This window comes from Bradyrhizobium sp. 6(2017), assembly GCF_011058295.2.
Taxonomy (GTDB): domain Bacteria; phylum Pseudomonadota; class Alphaproteobacteria; order Rhizobiales; family Xanthobacteraceae; genus Bradyrhizobium; species Bradyrhizobium septentrionale.
In genome coordinates, this window is record NZ_CP049289.2 from 1,411,276 (window position 1) to 1,426,858 (window position 15,583).

Genomic DNA, 15,583 nt, shown 5'->3' on the forward strand with positions numbered 1-15,583 from the left:
TAGAGATTAGTTCGACTGGGCACATAATGGTGAAGGGATGGGCAGTCGCAAAAGTGACCGTCGAGAACGACAAGTTCGTTCACGAGTCCCTGGGCAGTTACTTCACAGTCGAAGGAGCGATGAAGAAGCATTGCAGTCTTCTCAACATCCCTTGCGAATATAAGGAGACGTTCGACGATTTCGTTTGAATTGTACCTTCGCCGGACAAACGAGACAGTGACTGTTACTGGTCCAATTAAGCCAACTAAGCCGAGGTTGTCGGCGGTGAGATGTATGTCGGTGAGCCGTGGTACTTCCCTAAACGGAGGGATCCGATCAAGCATCAGCAGATGATGGACGATCTGCGCTGCTTGCGATAAGGGCTTGAGGCACCTGCGTGATCTGCATAGCGTTCACAAGGTCTCGCGGTAGATTGTAAAGGGTTGATGGCGCAAGCTCTGCATGGAAGTGGGAGACGCAACGGGAAGCGGTCGCACCGCCAGCGACAAGTCTGCTGAATTGACGACGCGAGCCCTTAATTATCAAAACAGCTTATGGTAGGTATGCTGAACCCTCTAAAAGACAATCCAAGTGTGTTTACGGGAGAGACGAAATGACTGACAACCAATCACCGTGAGTCAGCACGATGACGCCGCAGGCACTTCGCCGAAAAATTAAGGGATTTGACGCCAGCCCGCCTATTACGCTCAGCTTCGAGAGAGAGTTGGCCAAGCAAGGGACGTGGAGCGCAGAAGGGGTCTGGTACACATCACAAAAGGAGCATTGGCTAGGTTGGCTCTCGGAATATGATGGGCCGGGAGCTTACGGCCGTAAAACGTCGGTCGTCCGCTCGGCGGAGTTTGCTTACAACCATGTTGTCTGCCCGCCAATGGTCCTTTGGCTAGGGGAGGCCAGTGGCGTCAAGCCGTCGCTGATGATTCAGGCAAAGAAGGCGGCTCTTGGAGCATCTCGCAAACTTCAGGGCAAGTGTGCTGCTATACGAAGGATCGTTCCTTGGTCGAAGATCGAAGGGTCGTTACTTAATTCTGCAACGACGGATAGTTTGATGCGTGCATATTCCATCAAAGAACTGCTGCGAGCGGTACGACGGCTTTCGGCCACCGCGCCTCAGTCGGATAAACTCTCCAAGGGGGGCTATGAAACTCACCAAGATCACTGGATCGGATGGCTAAAGGAGTATGACGGACCTGGCTACTATGGACGGTCCGACTGGAGTGTAGATGCGCGAGCCGTATACCAGCGTCTCGCCAACGGACGCATGATTGTGTGGCTTAGTGAAGCAGCAGGCGAAGACCCTAAGCGAATCAAAGCTGCGATCACCGAAATGAAGCGTCATGGCAACGGTCGAAAACAGACCGAAGCCAAGATCGTTCGATCTCATTTGCCTTGGGAGCAGGTCGCGACGTTACTCTTCAAATGACAACCATGCGTCTGAAGAGACGGGGGTTCTGGCCTCCCTTTGGAAAAGGTCCAAACATAACCATCAAAGTCGCCTCTAGCTCGCTCGCAATTGCGGAACGATGTTATCGCCTTCTTGGAGCCTTGCCGCAATCACCGCGCTGGCCACCGGCTCTAGTGGCTAAACCGCTGCTTGATAAAGTCCTGTGTCTGACTGGCTGTCAGTTCGGACGTGGCCGCTCCCGTGCGAACGTAAAATCGCTCAAGTGCGCTATCTTTGACGAAGACGGGGGCTTTCGATGGTACGCAATCCAACACCATAACTCTTGCGTCATGGTAGTCGTCAAATCGAGGATGGACGTACATCATAGACGAAGTTCCCATCCGTTCCTTGATCAGATTAACGAGATGTAGATTCATATTGTCCTCACTCGGAAACTCGTCAGCTTCAATTCCAACGGGTTCGCCATCATCAGCAACGCCGATGACCAACGTGCCGCCGCTCATATTCAGGAAGGCCGCGACGGTCTTAAGTACAGCGAGTTCCATCTTCGAATCCTTCTGCCGGGTATGCAGATTAATTCGAAGGGTTGATTTGAATTCAATATTGGTACCCTCACCCTCGGCAACTAGCTTCGTGACTGGGAGCAAGGGGAGCTTCCCCGAAGTCGTCGCATCACCGGCCAGCTTTTTGTAAGCATCGCGGATGACAATCGCCATTCGTTCCCGCCGCTTGCGCAGAAAATCCTGGTAAGGCATGTCTTGCCAGTTATCCGGTAGCGCATGCCAATATTGCATCTCTGCCAATTCCGTTTCGTCAAAACGCTTGCTTAACAAGGGTACGTACTTAGTCGGCGTAGTGTCGCTTATCTCGCCATTGTCGCCCCATTCGATCATTGTGAAGTTTGCGATCTGATTGGTTTCCCGTGTGTCGGTGATGCCAAGCGTCTTCAGATGCCCTTTTGGAAATAGATGATGCCGTTCTAATGCCGACTTATTCGACTTGGTTGTCGGATCGAGGAGTTCGGCTACTTTGTGTTTGGAAAATAGGACGCGTGCCTCTAGTAGATTCAGCGCTGCAAAAAACGCATACATTGATGGGCTGTTTGCGCTTGCCGTCGCGAGGTCGCTTGGCAGTGTGACGGACCAATAGTCGTTGGTAAGGGTAGCATTGCAAATGTCTACAAGAACCGCAACGAACGCATCGGCATCCTTGAGTTCGCGAAGGCGCGCGAGATCAAACTCCATCTTTGATTCAGGCGAACTCGAATATCGCCCCGTCAGTGCGGTCATAAAAAACCAGCGTGCAATTAGTCCTCTGAGCGCAAATTCGTCAACTCCATATTCGGTTCGGCCCAGCAGATAGAGAATGTAAGCGAACACGAGATTGTTCTCGGAACTGATCATTCGCCCACTGCGAAATCCAGCCTGCTGGATAGCTTTCAGAAAATCATGCCAGTAAGTCAGGTTAATAACGCGGGCTTGGGCTTGCTTGAGCAGTTCAAACTGACTTTCGCGTCGTTCGGCGCTGAACTGGCCGGTCTCAAGATCCTTTCCACGCAAAATCGAGTAGACATATTGAAGGCGGGCTCGCCGAAATCCAAGACCGACCGAAACACGCAACAACTGATCCGGCCCTGGCTCAATAAAGTGATTGAACGGCGATGGGCCTTTGGCTGGGATGAGAGAATACCGGCAAAATTCCTCCAGTTGAGCGCGTCCTTCGTCCCAAAACACTGACATTAGGGTCAGAATGAAATCGGCTTGATTGAGCGACTTGCCTGCACTGTTAATACGGACAAAGATTTCGGATACCTGTTCCTCATCAATAGTTGCCGACAACGCAAGAGTCGTGAACGGAAAACTCAGCAAGTTTTGAAGCTTAGAGAATGCTTTCCTTATACTCTTCGTCTCCTCATCTGATACGTCGCGAACGGTTTTCAGATCACCGAGGTATTGATCGACGAGGTCGAACAAATCTGCATCTTTGGACCAAATCACGGAGATGTTCGGGACGTAGGATTTGTCCTTACGAATGGCAGCGTCTAAGACCTCAAATTTTTCAAGAACGGGATTGAAAGCGATTTCAATCAGCTCTGACTGATAATCGTCGCGGACTACAGGCACACCCCTAATGACGGCGTAAAGTGACGTTAAGCGTTGTTGTCCATCAACAATCAGCATGTTTGGGATTTTCTGCTTTCCGTCGGTACCAATGGCGCGACTGCCTTCGACATTGGCATTTTCCCAGAACAGAAAGTATCCGACCGGAAATCCGCGAAACATTGAGTCGAAGAGATTTCTCACTTTGGTATTTTTCCAAACAAAAGGGCGTTGAAGATCAGGTAAGCCGACTGTGCCAAGTGCAATCGAGTCCATCAACGCGCCCATGGTGAAATCAACTTTCGTAAATACAATATCCGCCATTCTGATCTCCATCATAAAACGTCAGTTAGCCCGCCATCAGAGGCGGCCGTGATCCCATGCTCTCAGTTTTCCGCAGCCCGTTGGCGACCTTGGGCGATAAGTAGAGGCTGATTAGGGGCGACTTAGCGCGAAACAAATTTCCCGATGAATCGTGCTGCTGGATGGTTGCTGTTAACACCCATTACAATCGCTGATCTTCTCATGGCGTGTCAATCGACTTGCGAAATTTTACACCCCGTAAGGATGTGATCCCTTTTGAGCCGAAGAATTTGCTGGTCGCGTCGTCTCATCGGAGCTGGCCGGACTGCGGATGCGAGACGAGTGCGGGTTATGTGATCGGCGTCGCGGCTCTGGTAGACATCTGCAGACCGCGACCGTCAGCACCACTTAGTGCCCCAAAGCACGCATATTTCGCGGAACGCGTTTGCGTATTCCGCCCTGAGTCGTTCAATTGCAATCTCGACTTCGCCTCCGAGGCGTCCGCCGCCCAAAATATTGAGGTAAACCAGAAGCACTGGCGTTGTCGTGTATCGTTTGTCGGCCTTCTTCTTAACCCCCCTCGCCAGTTGATTTGCGATTGTTTCTCCGAGGTAGGGATCAAAATGCCGAACGCCTTGTTCTGCTTCGCACCGATATTCGTCGCCGCGCTTTCGGCCGGGGTCCAAAACTTCGGTCACTTCGATATCAATAGTTTCATCTGCGTTCTGAATTTGTCCGTCATTCCGTCTTTCCGCCTGCTTGACCATCCGAACGAGCTGCACAGTGCGCCGCTTAATAAACTCAGCAATGGGAATCGCGTCGAGCAGGAAGCCCGCGTTGCTCTTGTTGAAAAGAGCGGATGAGCTAACGAGAGGTGCGAACGCCTCTACTTTGGCCACAAATTCCTGGGGCGTCTGCCAGCAGGTTAGAGCTTCGTGCGCTGCGCTCAGTTCGTCATCGGAAGGCTCGCGGTCAGCGGAGTCCATCATGCGATGTTCCTTTGCGGTTAACCTGTGACCGTGACGACGCCGTCCTCTGGTACGTCTGGATCTGGCTCAGAAGGAAGGCTCCTCTCCGCGTCTAGGACTGCTTTGAGGTCAACGGTATGGATTTTACTGAAGTAAATCGTCATCTCCTTCTCCGCGAGAACCACCGATAGTTCGTTGCCCTTGAGAGCTTGAAAAGATTCGCTCATCGTCTCTTTCGAACCGTTAACAAATCGAAACATCGCTGAATGGTTCGGACAAAGGGCTAGATAGTTCTGAGGATGACGTTTTCTCAGCTCGGGTAGGAATTCAACGACTTCGAAGTATTCGCGTCCATCATCGAGCTTGAAGGGCAGAGGCCCCTTGCAAATCTGGCAGGTCATCTCGCCGTCGGCATTCCTGTAATGCCCACGCAGGTATGAGTCTGCCTGCTCCTTCACCTCTTCTCTACCAAGAGAAACGGAACGCTCACGGATTTCGCTCTCCTTGTCAGGAGCCTTCATGGCCTGTTCACGGACGTTTTGCGCACGCCGATGCGGGTTGGCAAGCTCGCGGTCCGGTAAGGCTGACTTATTGCGGTTCTCAAGCTCGGCAAGAATCGTTTCCTGCTCCGATACCGGTAAATCATTGAAGCGCCTGGCGCGTTCTGCGGCGGCGGCATCAACAAATCCGAGGCTTTGTGCGGCTGCATCCTTTTGAAGAGCTTGGGCCGACTGCCGCGCGGCGGTTTCGCCGAACCGGATAGGCTTAAGCCATGGATAGCCAGGATCGAATGGGAACCCTTTAGGAAGTAACTGTCTTGAAGCGTCCGCCGGACGAACGAACGTGCCATCGCCTTGTGGAATCCACCTCGCGGCTCGAAGCTCATGCACGAGCCGGGACGCAGCATAGTGAGCGTTATGCGACCTGTTCCGCCGAAAGGTCGCCTGCAAGTAATCAGGATAGGATGGAAGCGACGTGAGCGTTCGCCAGATCAGGCGCGAAAGTTCAACAGAGGGAGTCCGAAGAAGTTCGGCCAACTTCGGGACGAAATAATCCCGATTGACGCCATATCCCGTCCAGACGCCCCCGGCAGAAAAGAGATGTTGCCGCTCGGGGTTTTTCTGGCAGGTGTCCTCTTCTATTTCAAGACCTACGCGGGCACCTACCGCTTGGGCAAACTTGCTCAATTTCTTTATCTCGATCCCGCATTTCAGGTAGCGCGAATGAAGCATCTCCGGCTCTGAGTCCTGCGGTAGCGTCTTATAGTAAACCGTTAGGTCCGTGTCCACGTAGGGTCTATCCAGATAAATGTCTCCGGGCAGATACCAATTATCGTCTTCAGCGTGGAAGATGTAGAATTCTTTGAATAGATTGACCTTGTCTGGTCGCTTCTCTGCGAAGGCAATGAAGCGTTTCAAATCTTCAAAATAAGTGCCATCATCGGGCAGGTCAGCATCCGCGGTGTAGCGGCTCTTCAGAATGAGTTCGATTTCTTCGGCTTCACCTATTTCGCGTACACCGATTTCCAATAAGAACTTCTTTGCGGCTTCCTGTTGAGTCTTACTTGTGCCGGATGTGTAAACAGCTTTATCTACAACCGACAAGGCGTTGCCTGTGGTTTCAGCGGCGAAGAAAGCCTGATCAGGAGTACTCAGATTTCCGTCGGTTAGGTGCACAATGCGGAGGGTCCTGAGGCGATAAGACTCGCCTGCCGCCTCGGCGTGTAGGAGAGAATAGAACGCCTGCATCCACGCTGGCGATTTTTGCTTTAGCCAAGCAAGAAACGCCTCGTCGGGTTTGGTAGAGAAGAGCCGTTTTGGGTTGTCCGTCTTTTCGCATAACATCTCGATGAACTCGTCGAGACCCCATTCACGAATATCCAATCCTGACAGAAAGTGATCGATCCGGCTGTTTCTTTGCGTTGCCCCCATGGCCCAGAGCGGCGCTTCGTTATCATGATCAACTAGAAACTCGATGTCGGAATCGGACAGTAAAGCTTTGAGGGAAGCTCTTGCTTGAAGGAGGCGGTTCGCTGGTGCATGTCCCCGATTATGCGTCGGCGTGAGCGGCTGGGACTTCATTTGCTCGATAATCGCGGAGCGGATTTCCAAATAGCGAGGAGGAATCTGATCCTGCGGATTCGGAAGCACCGAGAGAAACTCAGCGGTCAAAAGGCCAAGCTCCTTAATGCGATGTAATGATTGAGTGGTGAGAACTGCAAGCTGTTCGAACAACGGGAGGTTAGCTTTCGTTTCCTTGATACTGGCACGGCTCAATTCCGGCACGAATGGACCGTGAAGATGGAATCGCAAGCCGGATGATTCTTTTACCGCTGGAAAAAATACGGCCACGCTGCCCGGCGTCGCGGGGATAATCTTCAATTGGTCGGCTATGACCTTGCCCCGCTCGAACTGACGAACGCCAGGGAGAAGGTCCAATGGAAACGCGACTGCGACCCGTTGCTTCGCAAGGCCAGGGACAGCCTGTTCAAACTTCAGGAAATGGGCACTGAAGGTCGTTGCGCCGTTGGCCTGTTTCAAGACTTCAAAATGAAAATCTGCATGCTTGCGACGCACTACTTCGCCGGTCGTGTTTGTCCCGATCCGCCACTTGATTGATTGAAGATTGGAGAGAAAAAGCAGGGTCTTCTCGTCCAGCTCTTCTAAGCCAGCCGCAACTTCAGCATATGCTTCCTTCGAAGGTTTTTTCGGATTGTCGAACGGAAACTCGAAATGTGTCCGGCGTCCAAGTGACGCATCCGTCTCAATCTGTTGGGGTAGGATCAGTTGAACGATCCGAAAGGCAAAGTCTCCGGAGCGAATGCACGGAGCCTGCGTGTAAACAAATACGGACTTGAAGCCGACTCCGAATTTTCCGATCTTGTCCTGCGCGTTGGTCTTCGTGCTGTCATGAAGGCCCGTAATCGACTTTACGTCCTCTAGGGTAAATTCGCGCCCGTCATGTTCGCAGACGAGCCGATCTGGCATTAGAGTAAAGGTGACTTCCGTCGCGCCTGCGTCTTCGGCATTTTGGAGAAGTTCATAGACGAAATGTGCCCGATCCGGGTAGAAGTCCTCGAAGATGTCGAGATTGATCTCGCCCCTGTTGGCGTCGAGTCCATCAATGAACTTGCGGCGTCGTTCGATAAGCCGGAGGAAGTCTCCACTGTAACGATCTCCGACGGTCATCTGAACCTCCTCTATGAGGTAGCAAATTTTGCTGCTAACCCGTCAATTGTCGCGTTGCCCGTGATCTGGTCGTCGGGAATGAGCAAATACGTCCAAGGCTTGGCACCGCCTGCGTGGTGCGTAGCGGTCTTGCACCATTTGGTCGCCGCTGCGGCCTTCGCCTTGACGGTGGGGTCATCCAGCTCGTTCTTTGCCTTGACCTCGCAGATCAGCATCTTGGTCTTAGTTTCCACTACAAAGTCCGGCTCGTAGGCTTCGCCGGAGCGGTAGTCGATGCGGAATTGGTTACGTCCTGGCTTCAGCCATTTCTCGACATTGGCGTCGCCATCGATAGTGACGGAAAGTCGTCGTTCAGGGTCGGTATCGAATTTCTGGAGCGGATAGCAGCACTTCTTAAAACCGCCGAAAACGTGCTTGCGTGTATCGGAAAGCGGTGCAACAGCTTGCCTGAAATCGCGCACGCGCTGGCCTTGGGCCACATTCATGGGCTGAGCCTGCAACAGCATAAATCCGCGCGTGACCGTGACCTCGTAATCGTCCTCGCCAAGTGGTGTTTCCCGATAGTGGTTCATCATCTGCGCGAAGATGAATTCGGCAAGCTGGCGTCCGTGGCGCAGAAGGACGTTTTCAACTTCGGCATCGTCAGCGAGGTACGACCTGATGCGCGCGATCATCTGGCCCGCCAGCTTATAGAGCAAGGTGGCGTGAGCGTCGTAGTCGATTTCGTTACGCTCGATCAGATAGCGCACGAGATAGTCTTCGGGCCGCGTCTCGCGCGGATCGTCCAGCGCGCGAGCAAGATAGACGCGTGCCTGAGTGCGCAGGTTTTCAATGATGATGCCGTCCTCAATCGGGCGCATATTGACGGCCTCAAGGTTGGCAAGGTCGAAGTCCTCAAACGTAAATGTCACCTGCTTCTTCGGCAGGACGACGATCTGCGGAATCGAAATCGTGCGGTCGGCTACCGTGACTGCGACGGTTTCCACGATCTGATCGATACGGGGTTCCTCAATCACGCCCTCAAGTGTCCCTTGAACTGGGCGCACGAGTTCACGCACTTCGTCGGCGATCTGCTTTTGGACGGCTTTCTCTCGCAACGACTCGGCGCTCCCGAGTTTGCGCTCGTACCGCTTGATGACCTCAAGCGTGACTTCAGCGGCTTTGCCTTCCTCAGGTGACCTGAACAAGAAGGCTGGGCGTTCCGCCTCGGCAAAACCCGAAATCTCCGGCTGTGCTCCGGTCACAATCATCTCAGCGATGGAGGGGGCCGTAACCAGCGTGGTTCCGGTCGCGGAGATGTCGCCGCCTTCGCCGATCTCGACCGTCTTCATCACAATGGAACCCGGCTCGCGGGCCTTTGCAATGATGTCGTCGAACCGCTCGTGCGCGATAACGGTGAGGCGATCCACGGCGGAAAACTCGTCATCGCCGCCCTTGGACACCCGTCTGCCGAACGGAAGCCGCAGACCGCGTCCTAAGGTCTGTTCGGTGAGGATTTCGGACGCAGAAGCCCGCAACGGCACGATTGTATAAAGGTTCGTTACGTCCCAGCCTTCCTTCAGCTTGTTGACGTGGATGACGATCTCGGTGCGACCATCCTTTTCCAGCGCCACAAGGCGCTGCATGGCTTCTTCGCTTTCTTCACCGCGAAGGTTCGAATGAACTTCCGCGACCTTGCCTTTGAAGCGCCCTCTGAAGAACTTTTCGGACTCGACAAATTCGCGCAGCCGTTTGGCCTCGGTCGTGTCCGCCGCCACGATCAAGATGAAAGGCGTAACCTTTGGCGCGCCGGTCGTCCGGTGATAGCGATCCAACTCGACGGCCACGTGATCGTGGTGGTGGACGGCATCTTCGAGTTTGATTTGCTCAAGCTCCTGCTCTCCCACAGACCTGGGGTCGAAGTCCTTGCGGGTCGCAACGGCGGGTTCTTTTACGAAGCCGTCCGCCATAGCCTGGCCTAGCGTGTAGCTGTAGATAACATTGCGAAAGGGCACAGAACGCGCTCCCACGGTCTTCGGCGTCGCCGTCAATTCCAGGCCAAGGATCGGCTTCAAACCGTCGATGGCGCTCGCCCCTGCGCTCGCTCGATAGCGGTGTGACTCGTCCATCAGCAAGACAAGATCGTCAAGGCGGGAAAGATAGGCGTAATAGCTCTCGCCGATGGTTTCCTGAAGACGTTTCATGCGTGGCTTTCCGCGCGGACTTTCCTCCTTGTTGATCTTATCAACGTTGAAGATGTTGATGTGAACGTCGGAGCCGAACAGATCGGACGGGCGGCCGCCATCAAAGCGGACACCGACGCCACTTTCGTAGTTGTCGCCAGTGACGATTAGCGGCGGGTTGGCCGCAAACTCGGCGATGCCCTTAAACACGTATTTCGGGCTTTCAGGCGAGAAATCGGAAATCAGCTTCTCATAGATCGTTTTGTTCGGTGCCAGCACAAAGAAATGACGACTCTTGCCTGTTAGATAGAGATAAGAAATGAACGCACCCATGAGGCGCGTCTTACCGACGCCGGTCGCCAGCGCGAAGCACAAGGATGGGAAATCATGCTCGAACGCCTCGACGCTCGGATAGGCGTCGCGGATCGCTGCTAGCGTGGCCTCGGGATCAAAAAATTTTGACAAGTCGAGTCTGCCCAATACATCGGCCAGAATTTCCAGCGAGTCTGACTGCGGTTTGCGAAGCGAAAGACGCTGAGTGATCGTGCGGACGGTACGGTCGCTCACTTGCCATCCCCCTGGCTAAAAAGGTCGTCTTGAGCGGCGGCCTTGCCGTTGCTGTACTTCTTGCCCGCTTTGGCTGGCGGTGTTGGATCGTCTGTTTCAGCCCGTTCACGCGGCGCTTCGGGCAGACTGGCGACGGTGAGACTGTAGTCGTCCTTACCCCACTCGCATTTGCGTAGCACGGCCTGCGGAATCTTCCTGATGGTCAGGTTGGAAAAGGCGTCCGCGTTGGCATGGAACGCCTTACAGCACACAAGCAACGTGCGCTCGCCACCCACTTCCTCCGAGATGGCGGCAAGCTGATCGTGCGTCAGGCTTTGCGTGGTGACATAGATATAGTCCGTTTCCGACGAACGGCCTTGCATCCAGTAGTGGATTTCATCCGGTTGATAGACAAAGCCCATAAGCTTGCAGACGGCCTGTGCGACCTTGGCCGGATCGTAGTCCTTGGAAATGACCCAATTACCCCACGCGTCCTTCTCAAGCAGTGATGGCGCAAGCCGATAGTACCGGAAGCCGCCGCCGCCTTTCCAATTCATGGCCTCCGTGATGCCACCCGGATCATCGCCATCGATGACCTTCTTCATGCGCGGAAGAATGTGGGTTTCGCAATGTTCGCCAAGCTCGACCATGATCCAGCGCCGACCCATCTTTTGAGCAACAGCGCCCGTCGTGCCGGAGCCAGCAAAGGAATCCAGAACCAAATCTGCGGGATCCGAACCGATGGTCAAGACTCGTTGAATTAAGCGCTCAGGTTTTGGGGTGGAGAACAGCTTTTCGCCAAAGAGCTTCTTGCTTTCCTTCTTCGCCTCGTCGTTGTGTCCGACTTCGTCGTACCCCCAAATCGAAACGGGAGGCATCTTATCCGTCACATCGGTGATGAAGCGCTTAATGGCGGGGCGACTATCACCGTTTGCGCCGAACCAGATACGATTCTCCGCAATCAATTCAGCAAATTTCTCTCGTGTGTATCGCCAACTCGTTCCGTCAGACGGCCATACTTCCCGACCCGAAGGAAGACGAACGGGAAAGACAGCATAGTCCCGTACTTCGTTACGCAAGGTGTCGCCTGGCTTCCAAGGGCCGCGAGGATCATTGTCGGGGTTCCGATATCGGTCAGTTTGCTTCTCTGTTTTTGGTAGCCAGTTCAGGCGTAGGCTTTCGATGTTTTTCGCATAGACAAAAATGAAATCATGAGAATCACTTATGAATCGCGTGTCTGCCTTCGGCGCATATTTCTTCTGCCAGATGATTGTTGTTACAAAATTGCCACGACCGAAGACCTCGTCGCACATGACTTTAAAATAGTGACCCTCGTGATCGTCCAGGTTGATCCAGATCGACCCGTCGTCTGAGAGTAACTTGTGGCAAAGCTCTATTCTCTCGCGGATCAAACTAAGCCAAAGGGAGTGCTCTATTCCATCTTCGTATTCGGGTATTGCGCTCCGCGTATTGTAAGGCGGATCACCATAGATGCAGCGAACCTTCCCCGCATAATCGGGAAGAAGCGCTTTCAGCGCGAGCAAGTTGTCGCCATGGATCACGAAGTTGTCGAAGATGTCGTGGTCGGCCACGTGTACCTTGGCATGATAGGACTTATCCTCATCCTCCAACAGAATACGCGGCTCAAGGCGCGGACGTTCGTTCTTCCCGATCCACGTCAATTCTAGGCGCTGTTTACGGTTGGACATTATGCGCCCCCTGACGCTTGTGGCTTTGTGTCGTTGTGACGGTCATTAGGCGACCTCCCACCGAATTGTGAAAAGGTCGGTCAAGGTTGGTTCAAGTTTCAGGTTCTCTTGAATCTTGTCGAGCATGGCTTCGACCTCGGCGCGGATCGTCGCGCGGCGGTCGAAGAACTCCGCTTTCAGTTTGTCGCGCTTGCCCTCAAGAGTGCTAATGCGCCGCTTTTCGGCGACTTTTCCAGTCATCGGAAGATTCGAGCCGCGCAGCGCTTTCTTGGCTTCACGTATCTCCGCTTCGACGGCCTTGATTTCCGTTTCAAACGCGCGCTCCAGGTCTTCGGCATAGCCGTCGAGCTTTTCACTCTCCAGATCGAGCCACTCGGCGTTCTGCCGCTCGGCATCGTCGATGACGGCCTTGCGCTGCTCAGATTCACGGGCTTGCAAGTCGGCGGCGGGCGCGTCGGCGGTCACAGGTTCGTTCTTCGCCGGAACGCGGAACAGGCGCTCAAAAGTCTCGGAATGGACTGTAGCGCCGTCGTCAGCGGCCACGGAGAGCACAATGTGTTCGCGCGTGACCGCCGGGGTCACGATCCTGAGCTTTCCGATCCGCGCCCATCCGGCCTTTCCGCGCAGTTGCTCCACGTCGGTCAGACGCCCACCGGGATAGGCGGAGAGGTCGAAGCGAAGGCAGGACGGCGCATCAAAGCGGCGGTCTTTCGCCTTAGCAACCAAACTGGTCGCCAGCGTGCCCTCGAACAGGCGGAAGAAATTCCAACCCTTCTTGTCGGCCAATGGCCATTCGGTTGTGTAGGTTTCGCCGCGAAAGTCGAAGCGGCGTTCATCGTCGGGGTGAAAGCGCGCGTCGGGAAGCTCGGCCCGCGCCACGCAAAGAAGCTGCCGGTCGAAGTCGGAAAGCCGCTGCCCGATTTCCTTGTCGCGGGTCTTGAGGCGGTCGATGACCTTCTCGTCCATGGTTTCCAGAAGCCGCTTGCGGGCGTCAAGAACCTGCTCGCTGATTTGCGCCTGCAGCTCGTCTTGCAGGCTGTCGAAAGCGGCGTCGATCTCTGCTTCGGTGCGTGCACGCTGAACAATTTCGAAAATGCGGCGCTCGATGTCCACACCGCGCTCGATCACGCCCAGCACTTCGTCGCTGGCCCCGAACACGCCCTTGAATAAGTTGAACTTCTCGTCAAGAAGCTGATGAACGCGCCGCTCGGCGTGGTTTTTCAAGTTTAGGAAGTTAACGACGGTCACGTCGATCTTCTGGCCGTAGCGATGGCAGCGCCCGATGCGCTGCTCGACGCGCTGCGGGTTCCAGGGAAGATCGAAGTTAACAAGCAGCGAGCAAAATTGGAGGTTGATGCCTTCTGCACCGGACTCGGTGGCGATCAAGATGCTCTTGCGGTCGCGGAACGCCTCGACGACGGCGGCCTTCATATCCGCCGTCTTCGATCCCGATATCGCATCGGTGCCTTTATGTCGATCAAGCCAGTCCTGAAACGTGGCCCTGCTTTCGGCATCGTTGTTCTGACCGTTTAGCAGGACAACGTCGTTCTCGTAGCCGTTTGCGGTCAGAAGGTCGGCAAGGTAGCGCTGCGTGCGCACGGATTCGGTGAAGATCACAGCCTTGCGCTGGCCGCCCTTGGCGGCGATTTCATTGAGAACCTTGGGAAGCGCCCTTACGAGTTCTACGCCCTTGGCGTTTTCCCCAATGTCGGTTGCGATCTTGCGGTATCCCTCAAGCTCGGCGATCTCGGCTTCCAACTTCTTGCCGTTGATGGGCGCTTCCGGCGCGTTGCCGTCTTCGTTCTCCTCAAGTTCCTCGGCATCCTCGTCGATCACGTCGTAGTCGGCGACGGTTTCAACATCGACCGGGCGCATCTCCTTGAGTCGTTCGGTGATCCTGGTCAGCGTTTCGGCGACGGCGAAGGTAGAAGATCCGAGAATCTTGCGCACCACCATTGTGACAAGCTGATTGGGCTTGTTGCCGAATGCGATGGTGTCAGGGCGCTGCAAATAGGCCGAAACCGCCATGTAGAGGCGCATCTCGTTCTGCGAAGGGTCGAACTGCACGGTGAGCGGTCGGCGCTCGGTGTAGCGGATCAGACCGGCCTGCTGCACCTGGCGGCGAAGCGTGCGCTTGCAGATCGATTCCAGTCGCTTGCGCAGGAAGACGAGACCGTTCTTGGATCCCGGCCCGGCAACGTATTGGGTACGGAACGAAGCTTCGTCGCCGAAGTGGCGCTCGTCCACGACCGACACGAGGCCGTATAGCTCCATAAGCGAGTTTTGCAGCGGTGTAGCAGTCAGCAGGATTTTGAAGAAAGGGCGCGTGGCATCGCGCAGGCGCTTGGCGCGTTTCGATCCTTCCTTCCGGTAGACGTTGCGCAGACGGTGCGCTTCGTCGAACACCACCAAGTCCCAACGGCCGCGCGCAACTTCATCGGCCTTGAGCGCGGCAAACTCATAGGACGTGATGACGACTTGATCGGTGTGATCGAAAGGACGGGCCACGCCCGCCTTGCGCGCATCGTTGTAGGTCTTGCTCTCCACAATGACGGAGGGAAGAGAGAACTTGTCGTAAAGCTCCTGACCCCACTGCTTGCGCAGCGAAGCCGGGACAATCAGCAGGATGTGGCGGCGGCGCTCGGCCCAACGCTGCGCGATGACGAGGCTGGCCTCGATAGTCTTACCGAGGCCAACTTCATCAGCCAACAGCACGCCTTTCGACAAAGGCGACGCGAGCGCGAACAGGGCGGCATCCACCTGATGGGGATTCATGTCCACGCGGGCGGTCGAGAGCGATTGCGCTAGGGCGTCCTCGCCAGTGCCTTCCAGCGTAATGCGGTGCGCGAAGAAGGCCGCTTGCTGGGGCGAGTAGTAGGCGGTCGCGAGGGTGGCCCGGCCCGGTGCTTCTGCCATTGGCTCCGCAACCGGGTGCGGGTCATCGTTGGCGGCGTCGGACGGTGCCCCCGCGACCGACCCCTTTTCAATCCACTTGGCGATGGTCGCGCGATCAAAACGCCACGATCCGCCGACCTTGAAGCCGGGAATCTTGGCTTCGGCGACCAGCTTGTAGACCGTTTTTTCGTTGATCTTCAGTAGGTCAGCGACTTCGCGGATCGTTAGAATATTTTCCGACATGGACTCCATAGTATCCATTTTCCCAGGGAGGGGAAGAGAAAATTATGGAAGTTCCAACTTTCATGTAG

The 15,583-nt window shown here is 54.9% G+C and carries 7 protein-coding genes; 1 reads left to right on the top strand and 6 read right to left on the bottom strand.

Translation table 11 applies throughout. From position 1 onward, the window contains the following. The first annotated feature begins 625 nt into the window (after positions 1 to 625). Entirely contained in the window at positions 626 to 1,420 is a 795-nt protein-coding gene (locus G6P99_RS06590) for a hypothetical protein (protein ID WP_165127592.1), read from the top strand. 152 nt (positions 1,421 to 1,572) lie between these two features. Here G6P99_RS06590 and G6P99_RS06595 read toward each other — a convergent pair whose 3' ends face one another. The 6 genes from G6P99_RS06595 to G6P99_RS06620 form a co-directional block, all read right to left on the bottom strand. Further along, on the bottom strand, positions 1,573 to 3,825 hold the full coding sequence (locus G6P99_RS06595; protein WP_165127594.1) for a GmrSD restriction endonuclease domain-containing protein: 2,253 nt from the start codon (positions 3,823 to 3,825) through the stop codon (positions 1,573 to 1,575). Between the two features lie 377 nt (positions 3,826 to 4,202). Beyond that, positions 4,203 to 4,793, bottom strand: coding sequence for a hypothetical protein (locus G6P99_RS06600; protein ID WP_165127596.1), 591 nt, complete (start codon positions 4,791 to 4,793; stop codon positions 4,203 to 4,205). Between the two features lie 17 nt (positions 4,794 to 4,810). Beyond that, positions 4,811 to 7,960, bottom strand: a complete 3,150-nt coding sequence (locus G6P99_RS06605; RefSeq protein ID WP_165127598.1) for a sacsin N-terminal ATP-binding-like domain-containing protein — start codon at positions 7,958 to 7,960, stop codon at positions 4,811 to 4,813. Between the two features lie 11 nt (positions 7,961 to 7,971). Further along, on the bottom strand, positions 7,972 to 10,689 hold the full coding sequence (locus G6P99_RS06610) for a DEAD/DEAH box helicase (protein WP_165127600.1): 2,718 nt from the start codon (positions 10,687 to 10,689) through the stop codon (positions 7,972 to 7,974). After that, the gene (locus G6P99_RS06615) at positions 10,686 to 12,377 is read right to left on the bottom strand and encodes a site-specific DNA-methyltransferase (protein WP_165127602.1); all 1,692 of its coding nucleotides are present in this window, start codon (positions 12,375 to 12,377) and stop codon (positions 10,686 to 10,688) included. Before G6P99_RS06615 ends, G6P99_RS06610 begins: the two co-directional genes overlap by 4 nt. A 45-nt stretch (positions 12,378 to 12,422) precedes the next feature. Continuing rightward, positions 12,423 to 15,515, bottom strand: a complete 3,093-nt coding sequence (locus G6P99_RS06620; RefSeq protein ID WP_165127604.1) for an SNF2-related protein — start codon at positions 15,513 to 15,515, stop codon at positions 12,423 to 12,425. Positions 15,516 to 15,583 lie beyond the last annotated feature (68 nt).

Bases quoted from the DNA above. Each gene is read 5' to 3' on its own strand.
- G6P99_RS06590 (WP_165127592.1), top strand. From the start codon at position 626: ATGACGCCGCAGGCACTTCGCCGAAAAATTAAGGGATTTGACGCCAGC.
- G6P99_RS06595 (WP_165127594.1), bottom strand. From the start codon at position 3,825: ATGGCGGATATTGTATTTACGAAAGTTGATTTCACCATGGGCGCGTTG.
- G6P99_RS06600 (WP_165127596.1), bottom strand. From the start codon at position 4,793: ATGATGGACTCCGCTGACCGCGAGCCTTCCGATGACGAACTGAGCGCA.
- G6P99_RS06605 (WP_165127598.1), bottom strand. From the start codon at position 7,960: ATGACCGTCGGAGATCGTTACAGTGGAGACTTCCTCCGGCTTATCGAA.
- G6P99_RS06615 (WP_165127602.1), bottom strand. From the start codon at position 12,377: ATGTCCAACCGTAAACAGCGCCTAGAATTGACGTGGATCGGGAAGAAC.
- G6P99_RS06620 (WP_165127604.1), bottom strand. From the start codon at position 15,515: ATGTCGGAAAATATTCTAACGATCCGCGAAGTCGCTGACCTACTGAAG.